A 23,125-nucleotide genomic window follows, 5' to 3' on the forward strand; every position below is an offset into this window, starting at 1 on the left:
GCAACCCATACGCGCACCCGGTAGTAATACTTGTTTACCTTAACGGCGAGCCTGTTGTTTCCAGCGCGGCGCGATCGCCGAGCCGTCGATGAATTCCAGGCCGCCCGCCTCGTTGAGCGTGTGCAGCTTGCGGCCACTCCATAGCTTACCAGGCGTTAAGATGGTCTCGACAACCTGCTCCATGCCATTCAAATCAAGGTGAGCGACACGTGCGATGCCAAGCGCGGCACCATAACTGCGGCGGCAATCCTGCACCGGGCGCAGCAACTGGCCGTTGCGTTCGACCATGCGGCCGGCAGGCCGCGCCGAGGCAATGTCGATCAATACGGGGTTTTTGGGATGCGGCGTCCACGGCCCGCGAAAGTCCGGCGCCGACCACAGATGCAGCGCGTCGGAGAAGGCGCCGCCGCCGTCGCGGACGGTGGCGAACAGCCACCAGCGCCCGCCATGCTCGACCAGTGTCGCGTCGCTGGCCACGACATCCGACAAGAGCGTCGCTTCCTTGACCCAGCCGCCGGGGAAGGCTGTCGCCCGGTACAGGTCGACCGTGCGGTTGGCGCAGCTTTCCGGCACCATCCAGACTTCGCCATCGCGCTCGAAGACGAAGGGGTAGGAGAGGTGGTAGGGCAAGTCGAGCACCGGCTCGGGGCGGCCGATCGGCCCCGATGGGCCAAACGGCACGGCGGAGATGATGGCCTTGCCCAGACGGTGGATATAGTCCTCGACGAACAGGGTGACCTTGCCCTGATACAGGATCGGAAACGGATCGGCGTAGAAGCGGCTGCCGTCGTCGGGCAGGTCCTGCCAGCCGGATGCCGGGTGCGCGCGCAGGTTGAACAGGTCCTGCCCCTTGGTCTCGCGCCAGCCGACCTTCCAGTGCGGGGCGTTGTAGCAGAGGTGATAGATCTTCTGGACGATCCGCCGCGCCAACGCCTTGCCCGCCTTGATGCCAAGCTTGGCGGTGGAGGGGATCGCCGGCGGAGCACCGGCTTGCGTCGACTCGGGCAGCACGGGCAGGACATGAGGCGCCGCACCCGTCACTGCGGCGAGGATCAGGCTTGCGGTGCGCGCCAGCATGTCCTGGAAGGAGGCCAGAGCGATGCCGCCATATTCGGTGCCCAGGCGTCCTTCGACCACAGTGACACCATTCTCCTCGATGCGGGCAATCGGCGTGCGGCCGTCGAGGATCAGCGCCAGCAAGGCGGCTTCGCCGGCGATGCCGTCATAGGTCACCCGCCAGACCCGCGTCCCTTCCAGATGCACGTCGCCGCAGAGATCGATAATCAGATCCGGTGAGCCAGGCGGCTGCGTCCGGTAGGGCGCCAGCGCCGAAGGCGGCAGGCGCTTGGCCAGCCCGTTCGCGGGCAGGCCGTGGATGACCGTTTCAAGCTGGAACAGCGCCGCAGCGCTGCCTGGAATGCCACCCCCGGACGGCCTGGCGTCGACGGAAAGCTCGACCTGCGGCAATGCCGACAGGCGCTGCAGCAGCGTCAGGTGGAAAGCACGGACGCAGTCGCTGTCCAGGCGCAGGCTCACTTGCATGTCGCACTCTTGGCATTGTGGTGTCTGGCGTTGTGATGTCTGGCATTGTGATGTCTGGCATCTGGCCGGTGTTCGATATCAGGGCAGGGGCGATGGCCGCACGGCGGGGCCGTGTTGAAGTGCTGCCCCATTTCCATGCGTCTCCTGTTCGCCCGCGCCCGTATCAGCGCCTGTGCCTAATATTACGCAAACTCCGTGCCAAAAATGCGTAAACCCGGGGCCAAAAATCAGAAGAGCTCCCAACATAATTAACAGTGTTTTAACAGTTGAAGGCATAGCTAGGTTGAGGCTGCAATTTAAACTTGCACGCACATGGAGTGTTGTCGGAGCGACCTTTGCAATCATCCCTGCTCTCGTTGCCGCAACAACCCGCTCCAGAGGTGATGCAATACGCCCCGGAGCCAGTGCCGACGGCGTCCTATGCATCCTCGACCGTCGAGCTGGGTGACCTGAAGCGCATCTTGGTGCGCCGCCGCTTCCTGATATTCGCCACCGCCGCGCTGCTGACACTTGGCACGCTGCTCTACGCACTGCTCACGCCGGCGCTCTACAGCTCGGTGGCGGAAATCCTCGTCGATCCGCAAGACCTGCAGGTGGTCACCAACGACGTCAATCCGAGCCGCGTGCCGCCCGATGGCGGCATCACCATGGTGGAGAGCCAGGTCAGCGTCGTTCAGTCGACAGGCGTGCTGCTGAAGGCCATCCAGGCAACCAACCTGACCGACGATCCGGAATTCAACGGGCAGGGCGGGCTGGTGAACCGTCTGCTTGGCGGCTTGCTCGGCTCGGGTTCGGCCGAAACCGACAGGACGGGCAAGACGCTCGATGCGCTGCGCCGGCGGCTGGCGGTGAAGCGCGCCGACAAGGTGCTGGTCCTCGACGTCATCGTCACCGCCAAGAGCGCCGACAAGGCGGCGATCCTCGCCAATGCCATCGCCCAGGCCTATCTGGCTGACCAGGCGAGCGCGCGCGCCAAGATGGCCACGGATGCTTCGGATTCCATCACCGCGCGGCTGGACGAGCAGCGCAAGCGCGTGCAGCAGGCCGAGAACGCCGTCGAGGCCTACAAATCCGCCAACAACATGGTGATGGCGGCGGGCAATCTGGTCAGCGACCAGGAACTGACCGAGATCAACACACAGCTCTCCGCCGCGCAGAGCCGCACCGCGACGCTGAAGGCGCAGGTCGACCAGCTGCGCCGCTCCGGCGGCGCGCCGGACGCGACCTCGGAAGCGATGCGCTCGTCGGTGATATCGAGTCTGCGGGCGCAGGAGGCGACGCTTGTCGACCAGGTCTCGCAGCTCGGCACCGAACTTGGGCCGCGCCATCCCTCGATGATCGCTGCCCAGCAGCAGCTGCGCGACACGCGCGCGCTCATTGCGCGCGAACTCGGCCGCATCGGCGCTGCTGCCGAAACCGATTACGAGCGGGCGCTGGCCAACCAGCAGGCGCTGGAGGCCAAGGTCGCCGGCATGAAGAGCAAGTCGCTCGACACCGACCAGGCCTCGGTCAGGCTGCGCGAATTGCAGCGCGACCTCGAGGCGGTGCGCTCCGTTTACGCCACCTATCTGCAGCGGGCGCAGGAAACGCGCGAACAGATCAATGTCGACAGCACCAATGCGCGCATCATCTCCAATGCCATGCCGGCCTTGAAGAAGAGCTGGCCGCCTCTGCCGCTGCTGGTTTTCGGCGCCCTCTTCGGCGGGCTGGGGCTGGGCACCGCGCTGGCGCTGATCGCGGAATATTCCTCGCCGACGGTGCTTTCCAGCGCGCAGATGCAATCGGCCATCGACGCGCCGGTGTTTGGCGTGCTGCCGGCAAAGTCGGGCCGCGGCCGCCGCTGGTGGCCTTTTGGCAGTGCGGCGCCGGCCGGGCAGAAGACGGATGCGGTGGCGGGGCTGGCGCTGCGGCGCCTGTTTGCTTCCAGCCGGCGTCCGCCGAACTGGCCGCTGGTGCCATCCATACTTTTGACCTCACCACCAGAGGACGCCGTGCACCGGAGCCGTGTGGCGCGGTTGCTGGCCAATGCCGCGGCTGCCAGGGGCAGCCGTGTCCTGTTCATCGACACCAATGCCGTCAGCGGCAAGAAGGAGCCGCAGCCCGGTCTCCTCGACGTGCTGCGCGGCGAATATGCCTTCGAGGCGCTGAGCCATTACACGGCCGGCAGCAATGTCGCGGTCATGGGCAGGGGCCGGCAAAAGGCTGTCTTCTCGGAAGCGCAGGGCGTTTATTTCACGCAGCACATGCTGGCCCAGGCGGGCCGCAATTTCGACCTCGTCGTCGTCGACGGCGGCGCATTGGCCGACAATCTCAACGCCTCGCCGCTGGTCGCCATGGTCGACGAGATCGTGATGGTCGCCACGCTCAACTCGACGCCGATGCGCGATGTCACGGCGGCCTCGCAGGCCATCTCCGTCATGGGGCGGTTGCCGACCGGCGCCTTGCTGGTCGACGAGGCGGCCTGACATGGCTACCGCTTGGCCCGCTAGCGGGACCGGCACAAGAGGGGCCGCCAACCCGGCAGCCGGCTGGGCCGGCTCTGGTCAAGCAAGTTCGGGTCAAACTGGTTCAGGTCTGGCCGGTTCAGGTCTGGCTGCCCGTGGCTCCGTCGACTGGCTGACCAGTTATGGCCTGGTCGCGGTCGTGGCACTGCTGTTCGCCATCTCCGGCGGCATGCTGTGGCTGGTGGGCTACAATTATGACGGCCTGACCGGCAACCCCGCGACCAAGATTCATCCGTCGACCTATCTGCTCGTGCTGGTGTTTGCCTGGCGCGCCTGCACCTATGGCAACCCGGTCGGTTACATGGTTGCCATAGCCGACCGGCGCCCGGCCAGCACGCTGATGGCGGTCATCTCGATCGTGCTGCTGGTCGTCGTCATCGCACGCCAACGTCCCGGCATGGCCGGCATGATCGACACGTTCGTGGCGCCGGCGCTGCTGGTGATGATGCTGGCCGAGAACGACGACAAGACATTCGCCAGCATGCAGGCCGTCGTTCACGCCATCATGACCGCAAACGCGCTGCTCGCACTATTCGAGTTCGCCACCAAGACGCTGATCTTTCCCTATCGCCTCGACGGCGAGGTGTTCATGAGCGACCTGCGCTCGACGGCGCTTCAGGGCCATCCGCTGTCCAATGCCACGGTCACCTCGATCTACGTTCTGGCGCTGCTTTCGGGATCGAAATCGCTGTCCATGCCGGTACGGCTCGGGCTGATCGGCCTGCAATGCGCGGCGCTCGTTGCCTTCGGCGGCCGCTCGGCGATGGTGCTGACGATCGTGCTCGGCGGTTGCTACATGCTCATCCAGGGCCTGCGCGGCTTGCGCACGGGGCGCGTCAACCTGCTTGGCGCCGCACTCGGCCTCATCCTTGCCGCGCTGGTCCCGGTGGTCATCGCGGTCGCCGCGTCCTACGGCTTTTTCGACGCGTTGCTCGAGCGCTTCGTGTCGGACTCCGGCAGCGCCAATGCCCGCGTCGAGATGTTCGACCTGTTCAATCATCTGGAACTGCGCGACGTGATCGTAGGCCCCGACATCGACCTCATCGACAGCCTGCGCCGCATCAGCGGCCTCGAGCAAGGCATCGAGAACCCGGTCATCCGCATGGTCCTCTACCAGGGCGCCTTCTTCACCTTGCTGTTGTTCGTCGGCTTCGCGCTGTTCATGCACGAAGTGGCGCGCCACTGCCGCCCCGGCGTCTGGCTCTTGATGCTGGGCTGGCTGATCCTGCTCAACACCTCTGAAAGCCTGGCATCGAAGACGACGTTGATGACCAAGTTCGTGGTGCTCGCGCTGGTGCTGTATCGCCCGGTGCGGGGTGGGGTGGCGCGAAGGGTGCAAGGGGTGCGCGGACCCCAGACGCACCCACGCGTTTCGTCATCCTAGATCGGCCCCTTATGCTATCGTTCGAACAACGCCACCGTCCACCCGCAAGGAAGTGCCTGTTGTCGCCGACGCCTGCTCCGAACAGACATAGACGACCAGGTTTGCGACTTCTTCAGTTGTCGCGAAGCGATTGAGCAGCGTGGTCGGGCGCATTGTCTTCAGGAATTGCTGCTCGGCTTCCTCACGCGTAATGCCTTGCGCCTCTGCATTCGCCTGAGCCCAACCACCCATGATCTCCGAATTCGTCGGCCCAGGGAGCACCGAATTGATGGTGACGCCCGTTCCGCCGACCTCCTCGGCCAAGCCCCTGGAGATGGCGAGCTGGGCGGTCTTGGTCATGGCATAGTCGATCATGTCCTTGGGGATGGCGAGCGCAGACTCGCTGCTGATGAAGACAACGCGCCCCCAGCCGCGCTTCGTCATGTTCGGCACGTAGTGGCGGGAGGCGCGAATACCGCTCATGACGTTAAGTTCGAAGAGACCGATCCACTCGCTGTCCTCAATTTCGAAGAACGACTTCGGGCGCCCGGTACCTACATTGTTGACGAGAATGTCCGCATCCGGCGCCTGCGCAAACAAGGCTGCCGCGCCTTCCGGGGTCGCCAGATCCGCGACGACGCCGGTGAACTCCGCCTTTGGCAAGAGTTTGCGAAGCTCCCGAAGCGCCGTGGAGACGCGCTTCTCTGTGCGGCCGTTGATCACGACGGCGGCACCTGCGCGCCCCAGCCCTTCTGCAATGGCTCGGCCGATGCCTGCCGTGGACCCGGTGACGACCGCCTTGCGGCCAGTGAGATCGATAATCATGACACCATTCCTTTAAATTGCGACAGGGCTGGATGTGGGTGATGTCCGAACGAATGATAATGGCGTAAATTGCCCTAACATTAATTCTCAGGAGGAATGGGTGGACCGATTCCACGAATTGAGCGCCTTCATCGCCGTTGTCGAGGCAGGCGGCTTCTCCGCTGCCGCCCGAACAACAGGGGACTCACAGTCCGCAGTCAGCAAGGCGATTGGCGCGCTGGAAAAGCGCCTTGGCGTAATGCTGTTCAACCGAAGCACACGCCGGGTGACCCTTACCGATCAGGGGCAGAGATACTATGATCGGGTAAAGCCGCTTTTTGACGAGATGCAGGACGCTGATAGCGAACTCACCGGAAGCACGCTGGGTATATCCGGTTTGATCAGGATCGCCGTATCTGGAACTTTCGGCCGTCTTCACGTCTTGCCGCTTATCCCCGACCTGTTGTCACTCAACCCAGGCCTTCGGGTGGATCTCATTCTATCGGACATCGTGCGCGATATGGTGGAAGATCGGATTGACCTGGCGATACGCGTGGGTCCCGTCGACGAAGCCGACGCGGTCGTCAGGCGCGTGGCGATCACCCCGCTTGTTTGCGTTGGGTCCCGTCTTTATTTCGAGCGCCATGGGTTACCAAAGATCCCCGCAGAGCTCGTAGACCACAACTGCCTCCTGTATGGCGGCATAACAGAGGCGGCAAATTGGCCTTTCGTGGGGAGAGAAGGTCGATTCAGCGTGCGAGTTCAGGGGAATCTCTCGTCCAACAGTGTCGAAACGATACGGACCGCGGTTCTGGCCGGTGTTGGAATTGGCCTGTTCGCCAAGGTTTCTCTTGCTGATGAACTCCGCCATCCCGATGTCATCACCATCCTTGACGATTTTATGAGCGATATCAGGGATATTAGCCTCGTCTGGCCCAAACGCCGGTTCGTTCCGGCCCGTGTGCGCCAAGTGACCGATTTCTTCGCGGAGGCCATTGCGCGGCGAATTTAGGAAAGATGCGGTAGATGGGCACCAAACTTGTGGGCGCCCTACTGCGGCATCACCAACCCGAGCGCCTCGACCATCGCCGGATCAAGCGCGCGGGTGGTGTCGTCCATCATGCCCATGCCGTCGAAGAGGTCCCAGAAGGCCCAGGGGAAGCCGGCCGCCTCGGCGCTTTGGCGGACATCGGCGATGTAGCGGGCGCGGTCGGGGTTGGGGGCGGCGGTGTAGCGGGCATCGGTGCGCAGCGCGCCGAATTCGCCCATGATGACGCGCTCCGGCGCAATGCCGTGGGCATCGGCCCAGGCGCGCGCCTGGCCGAGATATTTGTCGATGAACCAGCGGTCCGGCTGGGCGTCGAAATAGACCTTTAGCACGCGCTCGGTTTCGGCATAGGCGGCCTGCTTGTCCGCTTCGGAGGTCTCGGAATCCTGCGCCATGCGTGCCCGGACCGAAGCCAGGGTCTGTTCGAGCGAACCGGCGGAAGCCGGCCACGGCACATTGTTCAGCGCGCGGTAGACGGGTTCGCGCATCCAGGGCGCACCCTGATGGCTGAACAGATAGGGCTCGTAGAAATGGAAGGTGAAAAGGATCGGCTCGAAGTCCGCCAGCGGCGCCGGGTCGAGTGCTGCCAGCCCGCTCACCATCGAGCCGCAGCCGCCGGTGACGACCAGCGGCAAGGTCTGGGACGACGCCCTGGCCGCCGTCAGCAGGGATGCCTGGACCTGCGACCAGACGTTGGAATCGCAGGATTGCGGGGGTTCGTTGACCGGCTCCAGCGCCACCATATCAGGTGTGAACCGGTCCAGCCTGCCGGCAAGCTCGCCGACCAGCCCTCGATAGGCGGCGAATTCGGGTGCGGCGGTGCTGGAGACCATGCGGTCGGGGTTCCAGTAGTGGGTGGCGCCATTGGCCTGGACGTTGACGATGATGCCGAGACCCGCGTCGATCGTGGCGGTGATGGCGGCGTCGAGCATATCCAGCAATTTTCCGCGCGTGGCGGCGTCGGCGGCCAGGAACGGGCCGGGATCGACGGGCAGGCGGATAAAATCGAGCCCGGTCCGGCGCAGCCGACGGAGGTCGTCTGGGGTCGGCACCGGCCGCTGTGACTGGAAGGGCGGCCAGTCATAGTCGGTGCGCGGGGCGGGAAACTCACGCGTCAGCGCAAACCAGGGCCAGGCGTTGACGCCACGGCGGAACGGCCATGCGCCGGTGGCCGTGGCGGCTTGTGACGGAGCAGCGAGCGGCGCCAGCGCGGCAGGCACCAGCGCCGTCGACAGCGCGGTGGTGAGAAGCCGCCGGCGCGACCAGCCCGTCATACCGCGCCGGGCGAGGGACGGTCGATTGCGGCCGTTCGTGCCGATGTGACGCCGAGAAGCCGGTAGGCTTCATTCTCATAAGCCAGCAGGACATCGTCCCAGCGGAAGGCTTCACGGGCGCGGGTCCGGGCGGCTTCGCTGCAGGCCTCGACCAGCGCGTCATCCTCCATCGCCCGTTGCATCTGTTCGGCGCAGCTCTGCGTGTCGGTGAAGTGGATGGCGGCAGCACCCGCGACCCACCTGTTGTAGGGATTGTCGTGGGCGATCACCATGTTGCCGGCGGCCAGCGCCTCGACCAGCGACGGGTTGGTGCCGCCGACCGTGTGGCCATGCATATAGGCGCGCGCGTGGTAGCGGAGCGCCTTCACCGCCGCCTGGTCGTAGATGGCGCCCGGCAGGACCACCGAGGCGTTCGCCGCCTTGCGGACCGCGACGTGATAAGGAATCTGGTCGGACAGCGTGCCCAGCACCACCAGCTTCATGTCGCGCTTATGGCTGCAGAAGGCTTCGACGATCGGCAGGATGTTGTTGTCGGGCTCGATGCGCGCGATCGAGATCAGGTATTTTCCGGGTTCGAGGCCGAGCGCGCGCACCGGCGCCTCGGGTGCCGATGTCACCGGGTCGGCGCCATAGGTGATGGTGGTGATGGCGTTGCGCGGCCGGCGCGTCGCCAGGTGATCGGCGATGACCGGATGGTCAGCCACCAGCCGGTGCGAGGCCCAGGCGCCGATCCACTCATTGAGCCAGAACCATGTGCGCGCGGCGCGCCCCCATTTGGGGCGGCGCCACTCGATGCCGTCCATATTGGTGATGATCTTGCGCCGCATCAGCCTGAGCCAGGTCAGGAAGACCGCGCCATTATAGCCGAGCACCAGGCAGACGCCGGGCCGGCGCGCGGCGTCGAGCACGCATTGCCAGTCGAATTCCAATGTCGCGCGCGGGCCTTTCGAGGCGACCTGGATGTGGATGAGGTCGATGCCGTTCCAGGTTTCGGTGCGCACTCTCTGGTCGACACGCGCGACCTCTTCCTGGCAATAGACGCCGACCTTCCAGCCGCGCCCGACCAGAAAAAGCGCCAGCTTCTCGGCGAAGGTTTCAAAGCCGCCATGGGCGGCAGGAATGCCGCGCGTTCCCAGGATCAGGATGGCAGGCTGTTCCGATTTCATGACTGCTGGCACTTTCAAGTCCGCCCGTTCCGCGATGCGCGGCTGTCCCATTTCAACCGCCGCCTTGCAAGATGCCTGCCAGGCCCGATTCCAGCCATTGTCGCATCCAGGTTGTAAAATATTTCTTCCAAACGCGCGGGTTGTTTCATTATCGGTCAACCTTCCCAACGTATTTGTATCGAAACGAGGCAATGCCGGGGCTTGTTGACCCGCAAACGGATATATTAGCCCGGCACAATGCTTGCAAATGGACTTCTGCGCGCCAGAATCGGCGGAGGGCGTGCAGCATCGGTGTGGTGATCCGGATCTAACTCCGTTTCACGACCACACTGACAACGAGGGAAGTCCAAAGGGGTGTTGGCTTGAAGTTTCCGGCCGCCGATAGCGTCAGGCGGCGGGCTCGTCTCACCACCCTGGCAGAAAGATGAAGATGCGGATTGCCTGCATCCACCAGGGCTACGAACTCTACGGCTCCGACCGCAGCTTTGCGGAGAGCGTGGCGGCGTTGCGCGCCGCGTTTCCGTCGGCCGACATCGAAGTGGTGTTGCCGCGCAGCGGACCGATCGTCGACATCCTGCAACCGCATGCCAGCCGCATCGTCTTCGAGTCGCTCTGGGTGCTGCGCCGCCAGGCGATGCTGCGACTGGCGACCATCGAGATGGCACGGCTGCCGGTCGCGCTATGGCGGGCATGGCGGCGGCTCAGCGATTGCGACCTCGTCTATGTCAACACCTCGATCGTCGCCGATTACGCGCTGGCCTCGCGCCTGCTGCCCACGAAGGCGCTGCTGCACATCCACGAAATTCCCGAAGGCGTGCTGCGCCGGATCCTTGTCGGGCTGATGCACTGGAGCCATGCCGACCTCATCTTCAACTCGAAAGCAACGCGCGCCACATTCGGCGAGCCCAGATCGGCGCGCTCCTACGTCGTCTATAATGGCGTTGCCGGTCCGGCGGCGGCGGAGGCCATGACCTATGACGGCAAGCGCCCGCTGCGCGTGCTGCTGCTTGGCCGCATCAACCGCATCAAGGGCCAGGAAGTGCTGCTGGAGGCGATCGCCTCGCTGCCGGCGGAGCTGAAGTCGCGGATCGAGGTGCGGCTGGTCGGCGGCGCCTTCGAAAGCACCGAGCGCGAGCATGCTCTGGCCGAACTGGTCGAGACCATGGGGCTGTCCGGACAGGTCAGCGCCTTGCCTTTCATCTCGGACCCGTCAGAGCATTATCGCTGGGCCGATATCGTCACCGTGCCGTCGCGGCGTCCGGAATCGCTGGGCCGCGTCGCCATAGAGGCGATGGCCTATGGCCGGCCGCCGCTGGTGTCGGCGATCGGCGGGCTGGTCGAGGTGGTCGCGGACGGCGAGACCGGCTGGCATGTTCCGCCGGGCGACGCAGCCGCCCTTGCCGCAAAATTGCGGGAGATCATCCTCGCCCCTGAAGCCTGGCGCGGTTTTGTCGCCGCCGGGCGCAAGCGCTATGAGACGATCTTCAGCGAGCCGGTCGCTGCCGCCGCGATCGCCGCGATCGCCACTGAGAAGTTGAAGGCGGCCATGGCGCGGCCGGGCAGGGCCGCAAGCACTCGCCAGGCGGAGACACGGTCGTGAAGCTCCCGATCCATCTGGTGCGGCGCCTCGTGCTGATGATCGGCGGCGAGGCGATGCAGAGCGGCTTCCATTTTGCCCTCAACATCATGCTGCTGCACATGCTGTCGGCGCAAGGCTACGGCCTGTTTGCCATAGGCATGGTGATGGGCGGCGTCGGCCTGTCCTACATCAGGTCGCTCACCGCCGTCCCCGCCTCGATATGGATGAGCAAGAGCACCAACGCCGCCGGCGTCGATGCCTATGACGTGGCCTTCGGAACGGCGGCGCTGATGGTGGCGCTGCTGATGGCGGTCGGCACGACCGTTTTGATGCACCTGCTGGGTGACCCCTCAGGCATTGCCGCCGGCTGTTTCGTCGGCGCATGGTCGCTGCGCAGCCATATGCGCACGGCCTTCTTCGCGCGCCGCCAGCAGTTGGTCGTCTCCATCAGCGATGCCGCTTTCACGATCGCCGGCACCGTGCTGGCCGGGCTGGCAATCTGGTACGCCCGGGACGCGTTGCAAGCTGTGTTCTATTCGCTTGCCGCGGCGAATGTGTTCGGCATTTTCGTTCTGGTCCGGCTGGCGCGCCGTACAATTCGCATCTCCTTCCGCATGCCGACGCGGCGGCGCTATGCCAGGCTGTGGCGCCAGCTGTGCTGGTCGGCCTTCAGCGCCACCACCACCAACATCCAGGGTCAATGCCTGGCGCTGCTGGTCGCCGGCATAGCCGGGCCCGCGGCTTACGCGCCGCTGGCGGCGGTGATCGTGCTGTTCGCGCCGCTGCGCATCATCAGCCTCGCCTTCGTCAACATGACGCAGCCGGAGCTTGCGAAGCTGATGCGGCAGAATGAGACGCGCCGCGTCTGGTCGCAGGCGAAGATCTGGTCGGTCGTCATGGGGTTGGGCGGCCTGGCCTATGGATGCGCCATCCTGTTCGTCTTGCCGATGATAAAATCCCAGGCTCTCCAGGATGCCTCGGTCGAGTTCATCGGGCTTTTCGTGACAGTGAATTTTATCCCGATCATGCTCTACATCATGCCCCGTATCGTGCTTGAGATATTCGGTGACTTCCGCATCGTCGCCTTCATCACCATGGGCGGCGCGATTGTCGGGCTGGCGCTGATCGCCATCCTGCTTTCAGTCGCGTCTCCGCAGTGGGCACTGCTGGGCTCGGCGGTCTCCGAAACCTTCGTGCTCGCGGCATCATGGTATTTCGCGCATCACCGCATGTGGAACATCGAGCATCCGGACCAGCAGCGCTACAGCCGCCTGGGCTCCTGGCGGCGGGCCATCACATTCGCCCCGGCGAAACGATAGGAGGGCGATGTGACGGGCCAGGCAGTGGAAATAGTTGCGGTGACCGGCTTGGCCGACGAGCAGGTCTCGCACCCAGTCACCATAGCGGCGAACGACGCCTACACGGCGCGATTGCACACCAGTCTCGAAACGGCGCGGCCGCTCTGGCTGCGCTTCCAAGAGAGCGGTGTGTGCACCGGTCACCAGAATTATGCGTGGGCCGAGGGGATCGTCGCGCGGCTGATGCCGCAAGGTGCAGAACTTCTCGTCGTGGAGGTGGGGGACGCCGCTTCCGGCGAACCCAGGATGCTGGTGCCGCTGATGCGCCGGCCGGCGTTGGGTCATCGGGTGATCGAATGGCTGAGCTGCGGCGTCTGCGACTATTCGGCACCCCTGCTGGCCGATGCGAGGCCGTGGACCACACAATCCGCACTGGCCGCATGGGCCGCCGTGCGCTCCGTGCTGCCGCCGGCGGACCGGTTCCAGATCACCGGGATTCCGCGCGAGATCAACGGCGTCGCCAATCCGCTTGCCTTGCTCGCGGAGACGCGGGATTCCCTCCAGACCACTTTCGGCCTCGCCATCGACGGCGATCCGGACACGGTCCTCAAGCGTTTGTGCAAGCCCTCCTTCGTCAAGGAATTCGGCAAGGACTGGCGCCGGCTCGAACGGCTCGGCGATGTTGAACTGGTCGAGGCCGGTACACCGGCCGAGGTAGAGCGTATCTTCGGCGAACTGGTCCGGATGCGGCTCAGCCGCTTTCGCGAGTTGGGCCGCTTCGACCTGCTGACGCAGGAGAAAGTCGTCGACTTCTACCGCAACGCCGCCGTTCGGGGCCTGTCGGACGGAGCGGTGCGGCTGTTCGGACTGCGCGTAGCCGAGGCTCTGATCGCGGTTCAATATCTGCTGATCCATCAAGGGACTGTTCATGCTCTGCTGATAGCTATGGACCAGAGCGTCGTGCCCAATGTCTCACCGGGACTTGCGATCATGGGCAGGTTGATAAGCTGGGCACGCGAGCAGGACTTTGGCTATTTCGACCTGTCGGTCGGCAACCAGAGTTACAAGGCAAATATGGGCGCCAAGGGTTCGGTCCTGGTCGAACTCTGCCACGGGTTCACGATGCGGGGCAATGCCGCGAGCACTGCCATCAAGTTCCGCGACTGGACCGAGGTTTTCGTGCGCTCAAAACCACGGCTGCTCAAAGCGGCTCAGGGGACGATGCGGGGCTTGCGGCGCTTGCGTGGAGGGCGCTGAGGGCGGGCCAGAACGACAGGAGAAGCGTTTGGCAGGCCAGGCAATGCGACAGGCTGCGGCGACCGAGGGCAGCGTCAGGCTTTCGCCGGTCGTCGGCTTCGGCATGGCCGCGCACTATGCGGCGCGGCTGCACACCAGCTTCGACACCGTAAAGCCGCTCTGGTTGCGGCTTGAGGAGACTGGCCTGTGCACCGGCCACCAGGGCTTTGCCTGGGTGGAAGGGATCGCCAACCGGCTGATGCCCAAAAGCGCGGAGCTGCTCGTCGTCGAGGTCAATGACGCCGCCACGGGTGCGCCGGTCATGCTGCTGCCGCTGATGCGCCGCCGCGCTCGGGGCCATTACGTGATCGAATGGCTGAGCGGCGGCGTGTGCGACTACGCGGCGCCGCTGCTGGCCGACGCCAGACCATGGACCAGACAGAGCGCCGACGACGCCTGGGCGGCGGTGTGCGCCGTGCTGCCGCCGACGGATCGCTTCCACATCGCGGGAATCCCGCGACAGATCCACGGCGTCGACAATCCGCTGGCGCTGCTCTCGGCGGCGCACGACTCCATCCAGATCGCCTCGGGCCTGGCCCTGGATGGCAATCCGGAGACACTGATCAAGCGCATCTGCAAATCGTCTTTTGCCAAGAATTTCCACAAGCACTGCCGCCGCTTCGAACAGATGTGCAAGCTCGATCTGGTCGAAGCCGTGACGCCTGAATTGGTCGAGGAGCAATTCGCCACGCTTTTGGAGCTCAGGCTCAACCGCTTCCGCGAGCTCGGGCGCTTCGACCTGCTGACGCAGGCGCCGGTCGTCGCGTTCTACCGCAACGCCGCCCTGCAGGGCCTGTCCGACGGCTCGGTGCGGCTGTTCGGGCTGCGTGTCGGTGAGGCCTATCTCGCCGTCATCTACGTGCTGGTCATGAAGGGCACGTTGCATGCGCTTCTGCTCGGGATCGACCAGGACGCGGTTCCCAATGTCTCGCCGGGCCTGACGACGATCGGCAAGTTGATGATCTGGGCGCGCGAGCAGGGCCTTGGTTATTTCGACCTGTCGGTCGGCAGCCAAGGCTACAAGCAGCATATCGGCGCTTCAAGCTCGGTGCTGGCCGAGTTGTGCCACGCGATGACGCTGAAGGGCAGGGCTTCGACCGCCTATATCAAGCTGCGCGGCAAGACCGAGCTTTTCATTCGCTCCAAGCCGGGCCTGTACAAGGCCGCGCATGGTGTGATGCGCCGGTTGCGGCGATTGAAGAGCTAAGCAAGTCGTCAGGGCTCCTTCGCCCTGGGTAGGACGCATTGACAAGCTCCCGCCGAAGGCATCACGCTCCTGCAAAGCAATGATTGCGGGAGGCAATGATGGCAAGCCTGGTGGTGATGTACGGCACGCCTGAAGATCCGGCGGCGTTCGATGCCTATTATCGCGAAAAACACATTCCGCTGGCCAAGACCATCCCTGGGCTGCGGCGCTACGAAATCAACCGTGGCCCTGTCATAACGCCGGCGGGACCCGCGAAGGTGCACCTTGTCGCCATCCTGCATTTCGACGACCTGACCGCCATCCAGAATGCCTTTGCCAGCGCCGAAGGGCAGGCCGCCGGCGCCGATCTCCAGGTCTTCGCGACCGGCGGCGCCGACATGCTGATCTTCGACAGCGAGGATGTCTGAGCCGCTCGGCGATGGCCTTGTCGCCGGGTATTTCAGCTCCAGCTTGACAAAGAGACAGCACAGGGCGCACTTCGCGATAGCCCATCGGGGGCTTTGGGGGACATCGATGAAAAAGACTTATGAAAAGCCGACGCTCAGCAAGCGCCAGCAGCTTTCCCGCGTGACGGCGCTGATAATCTCCTCCGGGAGATGACACGCAAACAGCCTTCGACGCGACCATCAAACCCGCCGTCGCAAGATGGCGGGTTTTTTCTGCCCTTTTGACTTGCCCTGCTCAAGCTCTTGGTCTTGACGCAATTCCCAAGGGGAAACGTTTCACACTTTTCCTAGAGCAGTTCACCGTTTCACGGAAACGGCGAACCGCTCTAACTCTTTGTTTTGACGCAATTCCGAACGGAAAACCGCTACACACTTTTCCTGGAATTGCTCTAGCATCGCTCTTACGCCTCACATCGCCTCGGAATCGAAGAGCAGCATCGTCACATCTTGGTCGGGCGCGTATTTGCGCCGGTCGGTGGCGCAGGCCTTGCCGACCTCGCTGGCGAAGGCCGCACGAATGGCCTCCAGGCTGTCGAAATAGAGGGTCGCCACGAGGTAGGGCGTCTCGCCCTGCAAGAGGTTCACGATCGGCCGCTTGCTGACATCGTAGCGCCGCAGACCCGGAAGCTGTTTTGCGAGCGGCAGATGGATGTCGAAATAATGCCGGTCAAAGGCGGCCGGATCGGCGGGGGTTTTGTAGATGACAAGCATCTTGGCCATGGTGAGTTTCCTGTTGTTCGATGTGATCGCGCCTCGCCGGCGCCGCAGCAATGTCGTTCGCCAGAAACGGATTTCGACAGGGATGCGGAGTTTTTTGCACGGCGCATTTGGCTTTTGATCCATGTCAAAGCGGATCGGCGGCGATCCCTCTATCCGGTCTGCTGTCTTGGGAAGGACACAAGGGGGGTGGGCGGTTCCAGGCCGGCAAGCTGAAAACAGCTCCGGTCTGGACCGCTCGCAACCAAGCTGTGTCCCACGGCCGGACGCTTCATGTTTTGATTCAGGTCCGTGCGCAAACACCTTCAAAAGCCTGGCAAAACTTAACCGAACCGCAACTCACAGTCTCTATGGGTTGTGCGAGGGATAAGAAACCAGGGGCTTAGAATGCCAAGAATAGTTTCTCGCTTCATGCGGGACGAATCTGGCGCGACCGCCATCGAGTATGGCCTGATCGCCGCCCTCATCGCGCTCGCCATCATCACCGGCGCCGGTGCGCTCGGCAATGCGATCAACGGCAAGTTCACGAAAATCGGCACGACGCTCAACAGCAGCGGGTCGTAAGCAGCCACCACGCCAAATTGACAGGGCGGCGCGTCTCCGTCATCCTTGAGTAAAGTCGCCGGGCCGTGGAAGCGGCCATGTTGGGCGACCGAGGGCAGCGTCATGATCAGTCCCGTCATCGGCCAGAATGCCAAGCGCGCGGCAGTGCGCAAGGCGCTTGACCAGCACAAGGTCTACATCACCGCCCAGAGTTTTTCTGACGGCACCTACCAGGCACGCGTGCTGGTCGACGGCGAGGCCTATTGGGTCGACGAATTCCGGCTGAGCCAGCTGCGGCAGGGATTGACCCCGGCCGAGCTTGAGCTGACGCCGGCTGCCGACGATTGAGACCAAGTGAGCAATCGCGAGTGTCGTAAACGTAGCGCTCTACGGCGCCGCGAAGGATCGCGGCGGATGCCATGACAACCCCGCCCAAACTCAAAACCTATCGCGCCAAGCGCGAATTCAGCAAAACACCGGAACCCGCCGGCGGCCTGATCTCCGCCGACGGCAACCGTTTCGTCGTCCACAAGCACCACGCCACCGCGGACCACTACGATCTGCGTCTCCAGGTCGGCGATGTGCTGAAGAGCTGGGCGGTGCCGCGCGGGCCTTCGCTCAATCCGGCCGACAAAAGGCTGGCGGTCGAGACCGAGGACCACCCGCTCGAATATATCGACTTCGAGGGCGTCATTCCCGAGGGCGAGTATGGCGGCGGGCCGATGATCGTCTGGGACACCGGCACGTGGGCGCCGATGGACGATGTCGAGAAGAGCCTTCGCACCGGGGCCTTCAAGTTTCGGCTGGCCGGCGAAAAGCTCAATGGCGGCTGGATGCTGACCCGCCTGAAGCCCAAACCCGGCGAGGACGAGAACAAGAAGAACTGGCTGCTGTTCAAGGAGCGTGATCTCGCCGCCGACACGGCGCTGAACATTCTGGAAGCGCGGCCGGAAAGCCTGAAATCCGGCCTGCGCATCGAGGAACTGGCGGCGGCCGCCAAGCCGGCGACGAAGTCCGCGCCCAGGCCGGGTTCGTTGAAGCCGGGCGAACTGCCGGGCGCCGTCAAAGCCCCGGCACTCAGCCGCATCGAGCCGCAACTGGCGACGCAGGTGCCAAAACCGCCCGATGGCGAGGACACAGGCGAGCTCTGGCTGCACGAGATCAAGTTCGACGGCTACCGCACCATGGCGCATCTCACCGACGGCCAGGTGCGGCTGATCACCCGTGGCGGTATCGACTGGACGAAGCGCTATGGCGACCTGCCGCATGCCTTCGCCAAACTGCCGTGCCGCGAGGCCATCATCGACGGCGAGATCATGGTGCTCGACGGCAAGGGTATCAGCCGCTTCGCGCTTTTGCAGGACGCGCTGGCCGACGGCGCCGGCAGCAAGCTGCATTTCTATGCCTTCGATCTCTTGCATCTTGATGGTTGGGACCTGATGAAGGCGCCGCTGATCCGGCGCAAGGCGCTGCTGGCCGAGCTGCTGGCCGGCCTCGGCGCCAACTCCGCCATCCAGTTCTCCGACCATGTCGAGGGCTCGGGACAGGGACTTTTTGATCAAGCTTCTGACATGGAGCTGGAAGGTGTCGTCTCAAAGCGGGCGACCGCCATCTACCAGAGCGGCCGCACCAAGAGCTGGACCAAGACCAAGGCGCTGAAGAGCGAAGACTTCGTCATCGCCGGATATACCGTGTCCGACGCGGCGGAAGGGCTGGCAGCGCTTGGCATGGCCGAATGGGTGGATGGCGAGCTGCACTATCGTGGCAAGGTCGGCACCGGCTTCGACCGCGATACGGCGGAGGATCTGCTCGCCCGGCTGGAGCCGCTGACACCGGGCGCAACGCCGCCCGAAGGCGTGCCGCGCGAGATCATGCGCGAGATGCACTGGGTGAAGCCGCTGTTTTCGGCGCGCATCCATTATGCCAACCGCACCGCGGACAATTCGTTGCGCCATGGCGTGTTTCGCGGTCTCAGGGATGTCGGCCTGTCTACGCCGGTGTCGGCCAAGCGCAAGCGGCTGATCTCGGAGGCCGACCTCGCCACCATCTGGGTGACCAATCCGGAGCGGCGACTGTTCGGCAAGACCGGGCCGACCAAGCTCGACATCGCCGTCTACTACGCGCTGGTCGGCGACTTCATGCTGCCGCACATTCTCGGCCGTCCGGTGTCGCTGGTGCGCTGCCCGACCGGCCTGCCCAAAGACTGCTTCTTCCAGCGCCACGCCTTCACCGGCATGCCGCCCTCGGTGGTGACTTTTGAAGCCACCAATTCCGAAGGCGAGACCAAATCCTACCTGTCGGTCGAAGGCGCCAAGGGGTATCTGGCGCTGGCGCAGTTCGGCGTCGTCGAGTTCCACACCTGGGGCACGCATCGCACCAGCCTCGACAAACCGGACCAGATCGTCTTCGACCTCGACCCGGGCGAAGGGATTTCCTGGCGCGAGGTGGTGGAGGCTGCCGTCCACATCAAGGGCGAACTCGAAGGGTTGGGCCTGGTGCCGTTCGCCAAGACGTCTGGGGGGAATGGCATCCACATCACCGTACCGGTGACATCTAAGCAGAACTGGAAGAAGCTGCACCAGGCAACCAGCGCCATCTCCACGCATCTGGCGGCCACCGCGCCCGACACGTTCACCACCACCATGGGCAAGGACAACCGCAAGAAGCGCATCTTCATCGACTATCACCGCAACGCCCGCGGCCACACATCGGCAGCGCCCTATTCGCTGCGCGCCCGCACCAATTTGCCGGCCTCGACACCGGTGAGCTGGAGCGATCTGGAGGCGATCGATGCGCCGCAGGACCTGAACTATTCGTCGCTGCCGGGGTTGCTGGAGACGTCTGGTGATCCGTGGGCGGAGATCGAGGAATTCGCGCGGGATTTGCCGGCCTTGAAGACCTAGGGTTCCTCGCCCCCCTTAAAAGGCTGCGCTATGCACACATTTTCTGCGACTGGCGTGACTGATCGGCGCGAGGCTTGATTGCCACGTGGTTCCCCCAATCCGTCGCTGCTTCGCAGCGCCACCTTTCCCCCCTCCGGAGGGAAAGGAAGGGAGCGTTGCTGGGCGAGCGTTGATGGCAAAAAGCCTGGCGTTTTTCCTCTACCCCGTCGATCGGGGGAGAGGTGTCGAGCGAAGCTCGACGGAGTGGGGGTCGACCAGCGCGGCATAAGACAATGCATGCGCCAAGCTGCCATGCACGCTATCGCCAAAGACCAGCTGCTTGGAAGAGGCGAGGAAACCCAGTCCATCGACGCTTCCGACAATTTGAATTATCCTCTCCCAAACGACCTCAAAGAGGCACCGGAAGATTTCGTCAGGGATTTGCCGGTATTGTGCGGGGTCGGTGTAGGATTTGCGCAGCCTCGTTCGTCCTTCGGACGAAAAGCGCTGCAGAGAGCAAGATCATGCTCGAGCTAGAATGTCAGTGCATGGCCGCGTAGGAGTGTATCATGGCGCCAAGGGCAAGTTGGAAGGGTTACCTCAAGCTCAGCCTCGTCAGCTGTCCGGTCCGGCTCTATCCGGCGACGACGACCAGCGAGCGCATCTCGTTCAATCAGCTGCACAAGAAGACCCACAACCGCATCAATATGAAGCCGGTCGACCCTGAACTGGGGCTCGTCGAGCGCTCGGATCTGGTCAAGGGTTATGAGTACGAGGACAAGCAGTACATCATCATCGATGATGCCGACCTCGACGCGGTGCGCATCGAATCCAACCACACGATGAACATCGAGGCCTTCGTCGACGAGGGCGAGGTCGACGTCATCTACCAGGATGCGCCCTACTACATGGCGCCGGATGGGGCGATGGCCGAAGAGACCTTCGCTGTGTTGCGTGAAGCGATGCGCAAGTCCGGCAAGCTGGCGATCGCGCGGCTGGTGCTGTCCAGCCGCGAGCGCATCGTGACGATCGGCGCGCGCGAGAACGGCATGTTCGTGTGCACATTGAGGAATCCGAACGAAGTGCGCGGCACAGTTGAGTATTTCGGCAACATTCCGGCCGGCAAGCCTGACCAGGAAATGCTTGAGCTCGCCGAAGCGCTGATCAAGCAGAAGGAAACCACCTTCGATCCGAAGAATTACGAGGATCGCTACGAGATCGCGCTGATGGCGATGATCCGTGAGAAGCTCAAGGGCCACAAGCCGATTATCGCGGCCGCCCCCGAGCGCGGTAATGTCATCAACCTGATGGACGCGCTGAAGGCGAGCCTGTCGCAGTCGAAGCCGCCGGCCAAGTCGAAGAGCAAGGCCGACGAGGTGGCGGCAAAACCGGCCGCCAAGAAGGCGGCAGCGGGCGGTGCGGCTGAGAATCCGCTGAAAGCCAGTCTGCTGAAGGCGGTCGGCAAGAGCAAGAAATGACGGCACCGGCCGTTTCGGGGGCGGTCTTTGGCACGGTCGGCGCTCTGACGGCGTTTCCGCTCAGGCTCGCTGTACGCGAGGTCGAGCGCCAGCACGGCCAGCTCAGGCGCGGCATCACCAGGCGCACGACGCATGTCGTGTTCGGCCGCACACTTCTCGCCAGGACTGGCTTGACGAAAAACGGCGATGCCGGGATCGAGCGCCGCGTCGCCGCCGAGCGCGCCGCCGGGCGAACGCTGCTCAGCGAGAACGGTTTCTTGCGCCGGCTCGGGCTGATGAAGGCGCCGGAGGCGTCGTCGCTGTCGCGGCAATCACTGATCGAGCAATCGCGGCTGTCCGGCGCCGACCTTGACCTGTTGTCGCTGTTCGACGCCTTCGAGCATGACAGCGAACCCTATTCCTTCCGCGACCTGATCCTGGCGCGCAAATATGCCGGGCTTGTCGCCGGGGGTGCTGCATGGGGCGCGATTGCGCGCTCCGTGCATCGCTCCGGCCCGGTGGCGTCGCTTACCGCCAAGTCGCTCGCCGTCGGCTCCCAGCATGGCCGGCCCGACGCCATCTATCTCGAGGGCGGCCAGAGCGAACTTGACGGGCAGCTGTTGTTCGACCTGGGCAGCGCGCCACAAGGCGACGACACGCTGGAAGAGCTGTTTGCCGAGGCCGAAGCGGCGGAGGAGGGCGGCGCCCATGAAGGTGCTGCCGCACTCTACCAGCGCTGCCTCGCCATCGACCCCACTGACGCCATCGCCGCCTTCAACCGCGCCAACTGCCTGCGCGCCGGCGGCCACGCTGCGGAGGCCGCGCATGATTATGCCAGGGCAATAAAACTCGACCCGGCCTTCGTCGAAGCCTGGTTCAACCTTGCCGGCCTGATGAGCGAGCAAGGGCGCGACGCGTCGGCGCGAAAGCATCTGCAGAAGGCGATCGCGCTCGACAAGAGCTATGCCGATCCGGTGTTCAATCTGGCGCGGCTGGAATTCGACGCCGGCAATTTGCTCGAGGCGCGGCGGCTGTGGGTGCGCTATCTGGAGCTCGACGCAGAGTCCGAATGGGCCGGAGTGGCGACCAAGGGCGTGCAGTTCGTCGATATGCAGCTGGCGCGGACGGCGGGGTGAGAATTGATGGTCGCGCTTGAACGCCCCCCTCTGTCCTGCCGGACATCTCCCCCTCAAGGGGGGAGATTGGCTGCTTTGCTGTCTCGCCCGCCTTCCAACCTTGGCGATTGGCGAAAGCGACAACGCCATCCAATCTCCCCCCTTGAGGGGGAGATGTCCGGCAGGACAGAGGGGGGCGACACGGAACGCTACCTTTCCAGGAAGACCGCCCCATGACCAGCTTCCTCTTCGACGGCGATGACACCGCCCCGGTCACCATCCTGCTCGCGCATGGCGCCGGTGCGTCGATGGATTCTCCCTCGATGATCGCCACCGCGAAGGCTTTAGCCGCGGCCGGCTTCCAGGTGGCGCGCTTCGAATTCCACTATATGGCGGCGCGCCGCTACGGCCAGCGCAAGCCGCCGCCGCGCGCCGAGACGGTGAACCCGGAATACATCAAGGCGATCGCCGACCTCAGGGCCAAGGGCGTGACGGGCAAGCTGATCATCGGCGGCAAGTCGATGGGCGGGCGCGTCGCGTCGATGGTGGCGGACGAGATGTTCGCCAAGGGCGAGATTTCAGGGCTGGTCTGCCTCGGCTATCCCTTCCATCCACCCGGCAAGCCCGAGCAATTGCGGACCAAGCATCTCATCGGGCTGAAGACACCAACGCTGATTTTTCAGGGCACGCGCGACGAGTTCGGCACGGAGGACGAGGTGGCTGGCTATGGGCTCTCCGACTGCATCGAGGTGGTGTGGCTGGAGGATGGCGACCACGACCTCAAGCCACGCAAGAGTATTTCGGGATTTTCGACGGCAGATCATTTGAAAACGGTGGCGGAGACGGTGAAGGTGTGGGCAGGCAGGGTCGCCTCCTGACCCGCC

General features: G+C 64.1%; 19 protein-coding genes. 14 read left to right on the plus strand and 5 right to left on the minus strand.

The features are described 5' to 3' along the window. Positions 1-39 precede the first annotated feature (39 nt). Positions 40-1,542, minus strand: a complete 1,503-nt coding sequence (locus tag EB235_RS15315; protein WP_027030165.1) for a glucosamine inositolphosphorylceramide transferase family protein — start codon at positions 1,540-1,542, stop codon at positions 40-42. A 335-nt stretch (positions 1,543-1,877) separates the two neighbouring features. Between EB235_RS15315 and EB235_RS15320 the strand changes: the two genes are divergently transcribed. Both EB235_RS15320 and EB235_RS15325 read left to right on the plus strand, forming a co-directional pair. Continuing rightward, positions 1,878-4,007, plus strand: a complete 2,130-nt coding sequence (locus EB235_RS15320) for a GumC family protein (RefSeq protein WP_027030164.1) — start codon at positions 1,878-1,880, stop codon at positions 4,005-4,007. 1 nt (position 4,008) lies between these two features. Continuing rightward, the gene (locus tag EB235_RS15325; protein WP_051429626.1) at positions 4,009-5,430 is read left to right on the plus strand and encodes a VpsF family polysaccharide biosynthesis protein; all 1,422 of its coding nucleotides are present in this window, start codon (positions 4,009-4,011) and stop codon (positions 5,428-5,430) included. A 9-nt stretch (positions 5,431-5,439) separates the two neighbouring features. Here EB235_RS15325 and EB235_RS15330 read toward each other — a convergent pair whose 3' ends face one another. Beyond that, on the minus strand, positions 5,440-6,234 hold the full coding sequence (locus tag EB235_RS15330) for an SDR family NAD(P)-dependent oxidoreductase (RefSeq protein WP_027030163.1): 795 nt from the start codon (positions 6,232-6,234) through the stop codon (positions 5,440-5,442). A 100-nt stretch (positions 6,235-6,334) separates the two neighbouring features. Here EB235_RS15330 and EB235_RS15335 point away from each other — a divergent pair, with 100 nt between their 5' ends. Further along, positions 6,335-7,225: a LysR family transcriptional regulator gene (locus EB235_RS15335; RefSeq protein ID WP_027030162.1), complete on the plus strand. Its 891-nt coding sequence runs from the start codon at positions 6,335-6,337 to the stop codon at positions 7,223-7,225. A 38-nt stretch (positions 7,226-7,263) separates the two neighbouring features. Here EB235_RS15335 and EB235_RS15340 read toward each other — a convergent pair whose 3' ends face one another. Continuing rightward, entirely contained in the window at positions 7,264-8,535 is a 1,272-nt protein-coding gene (locus EB235_RS15340) for a glycoside hydrolase family 5 protein (RefSeq protein ID WP_027030161.1), read from the minus strand. Further along, entirely contained in the window at positions 8,532-9,701 is a 1,170-nt protein-coding gene (locus EB235_RS15345; protein WP_027030160.1) for a DUF1972 domain-containing protein, read from the minus strand. The genes EB235_RS15340 and EB235_RS15345 overlap by 4 nt, the downstream gene beginning before the upstream one ends. A 424-nt stretch (positions 9,702-10,125) precedes the next feature. Here EB235_RS15345 and EB235_RS15350 point away from each other — a divergent pair, with 424 nt between their 5' ends. The 5 genes from EB235_RS15350 (at position 10,126) to EB235_RS15370 (ending at position 15,488) form a co-directional block, all read left to right on the plus strand. Then, on the plus strand, positions 10,126-11,301 hold the full coding sequence (locus EB235_RS15350) for a glycosyltransferase (protein WP_245268805.1): 1,176 nt from the start codon (positions 10,126-10,128) through the stop codon (positions 11,299-11,301). Then, positions 11,298-12,599, plus strand: coding sequence for a hypothetical protein (locus EB235_RS15355; protein ID WP_027030158.1), 1,302 nt, complete (start codon positions 11,298-11,300; stop codon positions 12,597-12,599). The genes EB235_RS15350 and EB235_RS15355 overlap by 4 nt, the downstream gene beginning before the upstream one ends. A gap of 9 nt (positions 12,600-12,608) precedes the next feature. Next, entirely contained in the window at positions 12,609-13,835 is a 1,227-nt protein-coding gene (locus EB235_RS15360) for a GNAT family N-acetyltransferase (protein WP_027030157.1), read from the plus strand. A 28-nt stretch (positions 13,836-13,863) separates the two neighbouring features. Further along, positions 13,864-15,081: a GNAT family N-acetyltransferase gene (locus tag EB235_RS15365; RefSeq protein ID WP_027030156.1), complete on the plus strand. Its 1,218-nt coding sequence runs from the start codon at positions 13,864-13,866 to the stop codon at positions 15,079-15,081. Positions 15,082-15,179: 98 nt separating this feature from the next. Beyond that, the gene (locus EB235_RS15370; RefSeq protein ID WP_027030155.1) at positions 15,180-15,488 is read left to right on the plus strand and encodes an EthD family reductase; all 309 of its coding nucleotides are present in this window, start codon (positions 15,180-15,182) and stop codon (positions 15,486-15,488) included. Positions 15,489-15,935: 447 nt separating this feature from the next. Here EB235_RS15370 and EB235_RS15375 read toward each other — a convergent pair whose 3' ends face one another. Then, on the minus strand, positions 15,936-16,247 hold the full coding sequence (locus tag EB235_RS15375) for an EthD family reductase (RefSeq protein ID WP_027030153.1): 312 nt from the start codon (positions 16,245-16,247) through the stop codon (positions 15,936-15,938). 384 nt (positions 16,248-16,631) lie between these two features. Here EB235_RS15375 and EB235_RS15380 point away from each other — a divergent pair, with 384 nt between their 5' ends. The 6 genes from EB235_RS15380 (at position 16,632) to EB235_RS15405 (ending at position 23,119) form a co-directional block, all read left to right on the plus strand. Next, positions 16,632-16,808: a Flp family type IVb pilin gene (locus EB235_RS15380; RefSeq protein ID WP_027030152.1), complete on the plus strand. Its 177-nt coding sequence runs from the start codon at positions 16,632-16,634 to the stop codon at positions 16,806-16,808. A gap of 102 nt (positions 16,809-16,910) precedes the next feature. Continuing rightward, complete coding sequence (locus tag EB235_RS15385; RefSeq protein ID WP_027030151.1) at positions 16,911-17,135, plus strand: hypothetical protein; 225 nt, start codon at positions 16,911-16,913, stop codon at positions 17,133-17,135. 71 nt (positions 17,136-17,206) lie between these two features. After that, complete coding sequence (gene ligD, locus EB235_RS15390; RefSeq protein WP_027030150.1) at positions 17,207-19,690, plus strand: DNA ligase D; 2,484 nt, start codon at positions 17,207-17,209, stop codon at positions 19,688-19,690. 548 nt (positions 19,691-20,238) lie between these two features. Continuing rightward, on the plus strand, positions 20,239-21,147 hold the full coding sequence (locus tag EB235_RS15395) for a Ku protein (protein ID WP_027030149.1): 909 nt from the start codon (positions 20,239-20,241) through the stop codon (positions 21,145-21,147). Further along, entirely contained in the window at positions 21,144-22,262 is a 1,119-nt protein-coding gene (locus EB235_RS15400; protein ID WP_027030148.1) for a tetratricopeptide repeat protein, read from the plus strand. The genes EB235_RS15395 and EB235_RS15400 overlap by 4 nt, the downstream gene beginning before the upstream one ends. A gap of 212 nt (positions 22,263-22,474) precedes the next feature. After that, a complete protein-coding gene (locus EB235_RS15405; protein ID WP_027030146.1) occupies positions 22,475-23,119 on the plus strand; it encodes an alpha/beta hydrolase family protein in 645 nt (214 codons plus the stop codon). The last annotated feature ends 6 nt before the right edge of the window (positions 23,120-23,125 follow it).

Origin of the sequence: Mesorhizobium loti R88b (genome assembly GCF_013170845.1) — a bacterium.
GTDB classification, from domain to species: Bacteria; Pseudomonadota; Alphaproteobacteria; order Rhizobiales; family Rhizobiaceae; genus Mesorhizobium; species Mesorhizobium loti_B.

What these genes read in the sequence shown, in the direction of transcription:
- EB235_RS15315 (WP_027030165.1), bottom strand. Translation starts at nt 1,542, where the DNA reads ATGCAAGTGAGCCTGCGCCTGGACAGCGACTGCGTCCGTGCTTTCCAC.
- EB235_RS15325 (WP_051429626.1), top strand. Translation starts at nt 4,009, where the DNA reads ATGGCTACCGCTTGGCCCGCTAGCGGGACCGGCACAAGAGGGGCCGCC.
- EB235_RS15330 (WP_027030163.1), bottom strand. Translation starts at nt 6,234, where the DNA reads ATGATTATCGATCTCACTGGCCGCAAGGCGGTCGTCACCGGGTCCACG.
- EB235_RS15340 (WP_027030161.1), bottom strand. Translation starts at nt 8,535, where the DNA reads ATGACGGGCTGGTCGCGCCGGCGGCTTCTCACCACCGCGCTGTCGACG.
- EB235_RS15345 (WP_027030160.1), bottom strand. Translation starts at nt 9,701, where the DNA reads ATGAAATCGGAACAGCCTGCCATCCTGATCCTGGGAACGCGCGGCATT.
- EB235_RS15350 (WP_245268805.1), top strand. Translation starts at nt 10,126, where the DNA reads ATGAAGATGCGGATTGCCTGCATCCACCAGGGCTACGAACTCTACGGC.
- EB235_RS15370 (WP_027030155.1), top strand. Translation starts at nt 15,180, where the DNA reads ATGGCAAGCCTGGTGGTGATGTACGGCACGCCTGAAGATCCGGCGGCG.
- EB235_RS15375 (WP_027030153.1), bottom strand. Translation starts at nt 16,247, where the DNA reads ATGGCCAAGATGCTTGTCATCTACAAAACCCCCGCCGATCCGGCCGCC.
- EB235_RS15380 (WP_027030152.1), top strand. Translation starts at nt 16,632, where the DNA reads ATGCCAAGAATAGTTTCTCGCTTCATGCGGGACGAATCTGGCGCGACC.
- EB235_RS15385 (WP_027030151.1), top strand. Translation starts at nt 16,911, where the DNA reads ATGATCAGTCCCGTCATCGGCCAGAATGCCAAGCGCGCGGCAGTGCGC.
- ligD (WP_027030150.1), top strand. Translation starts at nt 17,207, where the DNA reads ATGACAACCCCGCCCAAACTCAAAACCTATCGCGCCAAGCGCGAATTC.
- EB235_RS15395 (WP_027030149.1), top strand. Translation starts at nt 20,239, where the DNA reads ATGGCGCCAAGGGCAAGTTGGAAGGGTTACCTCAAGCTCAGCCTCGTC.
- EB235_RS15400 (WP_027030148.1), top strand. Translation starts at nt 21,144, where the DNA reads ATGACGGCACCGGCCGTTTCGGGGGCGGTCTTTGGCACGGTCGGCGCT.
- EB235_RS15405 (WP_027030146.1), top strand. Translation starts at nt 22,475, where the DNA reads ATGACCAGCTTCCTCTTCGACGGCGATGACACCGCCCCGGTCACCATC.